Source organism: Protofrankia sp. CiT1, from assembly GCF_917627335.1.
Classification (GTDB): domain Bacteria; phylum Actinomycetota; class Actinomycetes; order Frankiales; family Frankiaceae; genus Protofrankia.
Genome location: NZ_CAKJTP010000205.1, coordinates 1 through 5,619, shown reverse-complemented (window position 1 = coordinate 5,619; position 5,619 = coordinate 1). Strand labels below are relative to the sequence as shown.

The following is a 5,619-nucleotide window of genomic DNA, read 5'->3' as shown; positions in this document are numbered from 1 at the left end:
CCGTCAACTCCCGTCACGGCCCAGCCACGACTGCCGGTTCAGGCAGAATCCGGACTTCCTGCGGCGTTCACTTAGAACTACGCCATATTCATATTGGACTATCAATTCCAGCCAAAATCCCAGGCACACCCACCGATTCGGGCGGAATTAAAATTTCCTCCGATATTCATCCATGGTTATACAATGTTCACCTGCTACGAATAAAGATTGCAACTGTTCAGGCGTTTCCGGCTCCGTGGTAGCCTGCCGGTTAGTTAGCTATACAACGGCGCTGAGAACCTCAGAGGGCAGCCAGGAGCAGCCCTTGGCGAGGCGTCCGAGGGCGTCAAGCATCGCGACCCCCGTTTTTGCGGGCGTCGACAGGTAGCTACGCAGCGCGACGAACTGGCGGGCCCCGGTGAGGGGCCACGGACAGCCGGGCGCTCTTACTGATCGTGAACTCATGGAGTAGTGACAGGATTTCGTGGGGTATCCCAGGTATCGGGACGGCGGTGAATTGACCGCCGCCGATCGCGCACGACGGGAACACATCCGACTCCTGGCCGCGGGCCTGTTCATCGACGGGATGTCACCATCGGCGGTGGCCAAGCAGCTGCGGATGTCTCGGAAGTCAGCCGACACCTCGCGTCAGACCTGGGAGACCGAGGGTGGAGACGTGCTGCGGTCAGTAGGGCCGGCGGCCCGCTGCCGTCTCGACGACGACCAGCTCGCCCAGCTGGCCGGCAAGTTAGATCGTGGCCCGACGGCCCACGGCTGGAACGTCGACCAGCGGTGGGCCCTGGTCCGGATCGCCACCCTGATCGGCCGGCTGTTCGGGGTGTCCTACCTCCTGGCCGGGGTGGACAGCCCCACCGCATGGGGTATTCCGCGCAGCGACCAGTGCACCGGACGGCCGAACGTGACGAGACCTCGAGCCATCTGGCTGCGGGAGGTGTGGCCGGACGTAAAACAACAGTCGCGGCCCGCGGCGCGGAGGATCTGCTGTGCCGACAAGGCAGGCCAAGGGCTGAAGCTGCCGAAGGCACGGACCTGAGGCCTGTCTGATGGATAGTGCTGGAATGCGGGATCAACCGGCTGAAGCGGAACCGGGCGGTCGCGACCAGGTATGACAAGCTCGCTGTCCGCTACGAAGCCACCGTCACCATCGCAGCGATCAACCAATGGCTCCCATAACCGACTGACGAAACACACCCTAACTGGTCAATAAGGATTAGATGCTCCTGCACTACCCGTCTCGGGCGGCGTCGGCAGGCCAGCGACAGACACAGCGGCCGGATCGAGTGCCGGCCCGGTTGGCACCAGCCCGAGCAGCAGCGACGGCACGGGCAACGAAGCGACCGAGTTATAACCGAGTTTTGCCGCGACTTCCTTGGACGGCAACGGATACCGTAGCCCCAGATCTGTGATCAGATAAAGCGTCCCATCGGTTGCCCCGGGCACCGGCAGATCACGAACAAGCAATCCGCCGCCCGGCGGAACCGCGACGCGGACGCTTCCCCCGCCGGCCGCGCTGGCAGCAGCAGTCGCGACAGCCGGAGACGAAAGCGGCGCGAGCACCACCTCCGGCTGCGCCGGACCGCTGTCGGTGAACCGCTGTCGCACGCATGGGACCGACTCGCCGGGGCGGGACCCGGATGCGGCCCCGGACGTAGCCGTTACCAGTGACGGCGACGACACCGGCCAGTCCACGGACAGTCTCGGTGCGGACGACCGGGCCGCCCCGGCAACCGCGGAGAAGTCCACTGGCAGCAGCCGGACGCCGGCGCCGCGGTAGGCCGCACGGCTCGCCGGGTCACCAAGCACAAGGGCCGTGGCCAGCGGAGACAACGTCGACAGGCCGTCCGGACGGACCAGGTAGGACTCCTGGCTGCCGGTACCGGGATTGCGCACCGAAAGCACCTGCCCCACCACTGTCGGCTGCCCACCGACGGCCGGTCCCGGCTGCCCGCGTCCGGCGACATCCGGCCAACGCAGATCCGATCCGGTAGGCAACGTATTCACCCAGGTTCCGGTCACCGGAAGCGCCGATGCCGCAGCGTAGCCGAGAGCAAACTGGACCGCTGCGCTAGCAAGCCGCAACCGGTGGCCCTGCCACACCAGGTACGACCGGCCGTCTGGATCCTGGACGAGGAGCGCCTGTTCCGGACCGATCGTGGCGCCACCTGCCGCCGCATCCAGACCGACTGCCACGGTGAGCGAGGTCACCCGGTTGCCCGAATCGTCGGTGCCTGTCGGCGCACAGACCGACCACACGTCTTCCGGTGTACGGCCACGGTCGGGCAAAGCGTCCGGCGCACCGGCAATACCCACCGGGGCACCGTGTGGGACGCCGTGCAGCGACTTCCGCGACACCCGCACAACCCGCGGTTGCTCGCCCATCAGCAGCAGCGCCGACGCGTAGTTCATAACGGGATGCAGCACGCCTTCCACAAACATGTACCGGTTGCCGGTCTCCCGCTCGACGACAAGGCTGCCAGGCGCCCGCCAGCCCTTCGCACCGCCGGGTGCGACGAGTCCCCAGATGAGCGCGCCGGCCACCGCCAACACGGCGATCATGACACCACTCACCATCCCGATGCTGAACCGTCGGGTCGGCGTCGTCGGCGCATCGGGTTCGGCGCGTACCAGCGCCGAGACAACACGCCCCACCACGAACTGGTATGCCTGAAGTTGGTCACGCTTGGTCTGCATCAACAGCCACCTCCCCGATACCGCCGGGCATCATCCGCCAAACCCCCGCATCGCGCCGTACACGCCGAGCAACGCCAGTACAAGCGGGATCAAGCCGGCAGCCAGCAACGACTCGACCAGATCGGCGGCCCGTCCCCAGTGCGGCAGCATCCGACGACCCGGTAGCGCCACCGCAGCTGCGGTGAGCAACCCAGCGGTTGCGGCCAACCCGGCTGGGACGACGATGGCGCGGACCGTCGGCGACGCTCTGAAGGCCGTGTCGACGACCAGGCACGCCACCCCGACAACCATCGGGATCAGCAGTGCCGCCCGCTGGCCCGCCCCGACCAATGCCCGGCTCCGGAGCGCGAGCAACACCGTCACCATCGCAGCCACCGTCATCGACGCCCACCCTGAGTCGGTCGCCAACAGCGCCAGACAGCCGGTGGTCACAATGCCGAGCGCCGCGTACAGCGCGGTCAGGCAGGTGCTCGCCACCGCGGTGGTATCCAGCAGCCGCTGCCCCGGCAGGGGGTCGATATCGTCGTCCAGATCATCCGCTCCGGTCGGGAGCCCAGGCATCCGCATGCCGGCGAACCGGAATGCGGTGATCGGCGCGGCCGCCGACATCGCCAGCGCGACCGTGACAACGACAGCCGCGGCTTGCGGCCCGGACAACGACGCAGCGACCGTGAGCATTCCCCCAAACGCAATCAGTGCACCGGCGGCAATCGCCGTGACGAACACCGGTCCCAGGCCGCCGACCGCGACCAGGCACAGCCCGGCAACCGCGGCGACCGCGGCGCCCGACATCGACAGCCCGGGACCGTTGAGAAACACGCCCGGCGTATCCGTCGACAGCTGGCCGACCAACAGGCCGCCGACCGCGGCGAAGCCAAGAGCGCCGACACCCAGAACGGTGCCGATCGCCGCATCACCGATCGCCCGCGACGCCACCATCGCCCCAGTGACCAGGACGACCGTGATGCCCCCCGCGGTGACAGTCCTACTGCCGGCGGCACCGGCCGTACTACGAAAGCCAAGCATGCCGACAGCGACAGCGAGCGTGGCGAGCGCCAGCGCCAGGAAGAGCCACCGGGTGAAGGCGGGTCGCCAGCGATCCGGCAAGGACCGCACGCCGGTGGAGACACCGTCCACAAGGTCGTCGAAGTCGGCTACCGGCAGCTGGTCACCATGTGGGCGTAAGTAGAGGGTCTCGCCGTCCGACAACCCGAGAGATGCCGCTGTCTGGTCCTCTGCCAGCGGCGCGGCCCCCAGCCGCTGCAGCACCCATCCTCCCTCCGGGAGACCGCGTTCGGCCAGCTCATCGCCGCACTGCCGCAGCAGCGCCGGAAACAGGTCCGCCAACGGGACCGTCACGGGCACCGCCAGCTCGACGATCCGGTCCGGAGACACCAGCGTGAGCCGGCACAGGTCCGAGATAGCCGTTGACATCATTAATGCCCCATTTCTCCTTTTTTCGCGCACGCTCAGTCCGCCGGACCGCCTGGGCAAACCGGGCAACCCAACCCATGCACGCTTGAACCCCCCGAGGTGAGTTCAGCCGTGGGGATTGTGAGTACCCGGCCTGGCACCGCCGGGTCACCAAGCGGCCAGGCCACCGGATGGCCGAGCGGTCCCCGAGCCCGGTCCCCGGTCCCCGAGCCCCGAGCCCGAGCCCGAGCCCGAGCCCCGAAACACAGGCCCGCTTTGACTGCCGAATCAGCAACGACGAGGAGCTCGGGTTGAGTACGGTGATCTTTCGAAGGCCTCCGCGGCGCGCGGCGCCCGAAGTGCCGAGCGGGGAGCTACCCCTCCAGGAACCGCCCGCGCTGCCCGAAACGGAGTCGGGCGGCATGTACACCATCCTGATGTACCTGCCGATGGCGCTCGGCTCCGGCGCGACCGTTCTGATCTTCATACAGCCGGGTGCCGCGGTCATCATGTACCTGGCGTCCGGCGCGATGGCGCTGTCGATGGTCGGCATGCTGCTGGCCCAACTGCTCATGCCAGGTGGAAACCGCAAGCGCAAACTGCGCGGCGAACGCCGCGACTACCTTCGCTACCTGTCCCAGGTCCGCCGGCAGGTGCGACGGGTGATGGACGCCCAGCGGCGCAACGCCCAGTGGCTGCACCCCGATCCGGCCAGGCTGTGGTCGGTCGCGATGAGTGGACGGCTGTGGGAACGCCGGCTCACCCACCCGGACTTCGCCGAGGTCCGGCTGGCCACCGGGGAGCAACGGCTGGCGGTGCGCTTTCGTCCGCCGCAGAGCAAACCGATCGAAGACCTCGAACCGTTGTGTGCCCGTGCGCTGCGGCGCTTCATCCGTGCCCATGCCACTGTCCACGGCCTGCCGATGGCTGTGCACCTGCGGGCCTTCGCCCGAATAATGATCAAGGGTGACGTCGCCACCTCGCGGGGAATGGTCCGGGCGATGCTGGCTCAGGCCGCGACCCTGCACGCACCGGGCGAACTCGTGATCGCCGTGTGCGCCGCGTCCGATCGCCAGCAGGAGTGGGAATGGATCAAATGGCTGCCGCACGCGCAGCACCCGCGCGAGCATGACGCCGCAGGGCCGGTACGGATATTCGCCGACGACTACGCTGACCTGGAACAGCTGCTGGGCGATGACTTCACCGGCCGGCCACGGTTCGAGCCCGACAGCACCCCCAGCCGGGACGAGCCCTACGTCATCGTGATCCTCGACGGCGTACCGGTTCCCCACGCGGCCCGGCTCGCCGAAGCAGGCTTCCGCAACGCCGTCGCCGTCGCCATCAACGGGGACGGCGACGGGGACGGGGCGCTGCGCTGGCGAGCCGACCGGCTCGGCCTACGCCTGGCGACGACAGCCGACCGGGTGGACACCATCGGGGTCGACAACGCCGGCCAGGACGTCGCGACCCGGCTGGGGCAGCCCGACACTCTGGACGTGACGCGTTGCCGGGCAC

Annotated in this window: 3 protein-coding genes and 2 pseudogenes; 3 read left to right on the top strand and 2 right to left on the bottom strand. The window is 68.1% G+C overall.

Annotated elements, in window-relative coordinates; translation table 11 throughout:
• Window positions 1-496 precede the first annotated feature (496 nt).
• Both MJ785_RS19945 and MJ785_RS19940 read left to right on the top strand, forming a co-directional pair.
• Window positions 497-1,033, top strand: coding sequence for a transposase (locus MJ785_RS19945; RefSeq protein WP_239382247.1), 537 nt, complete (start codon window positions 497-499; stop codon window positions 1,031-1,033).
• Between the two features lie 20 nt (window positions 1,034-1,053).
• A pseudogene (locus MJ785_RS19940) lies at window positions 1,054-1,173 on the top strand (IS5/IS1182 family transposase); the annotation flags it as partial.
• A gap of 27 nt (window positions 1,174-1,200) precedes the next feature.
• Here MJ785_RS19940 and eccB read toward each other — a convergent pair.
• Both eccB and eccD read right to left on the bottom strand, forming a co-directional pair.
• Window positions 1,201-2,691, bottom strand: a complete 1,491-nt coding sequence (gene eccB, locus MJ785_RS19935; RefSeq protein ID WP_239311955.1) for a type VII secretion protein EccB — start codon at window positions 2,689-2,691, stop codon at window positions 1,201-1,203.
• A 30-nt stretch (window positions 2,692-2,721) separates the two neighbouring features.
• Window positions 2,722-4,128 (bottom strand): type VII secretion integral membrane protein EccD, encoded by a 1,407-nt coding sequence (eccD, locus tag MJ785_RS19930; RefSeq protein WP_239311952.1) that lies wholly within the window; start codon window positions 4,126-4,128, stop codon window positions 2,722-2,724.
• Between the two features lie 398 nt (window positions 4,129-4,526).
• On the opposite strand from eccD, the pseudogene MJ785_RS19925 reads away from it, so the two are divergent.
• A pseudogene (locus tag MJ785_RS19925) lies at window positions 4,527-5,619 on the top strand (secretion protein EccC); the annotation flags it as partial.

What these genes read in the sequence shown, in the direction of transcription:
- eccB (WP_239311955.1), bottom strand. Translation starts at nt 2,691, where the DNA reads ATGCAGACCAAGCGTGACCAACTTCAGGCATACCAGTTCGTGGTGGGG.
- eccD (WP_239311952.1), bottom strand. Translation starts at nt 4,128, where the DNA reads ATGATGTCAACGGCTATCTCGGACCTGTGCCGGCTCACGCTGGTGTCT.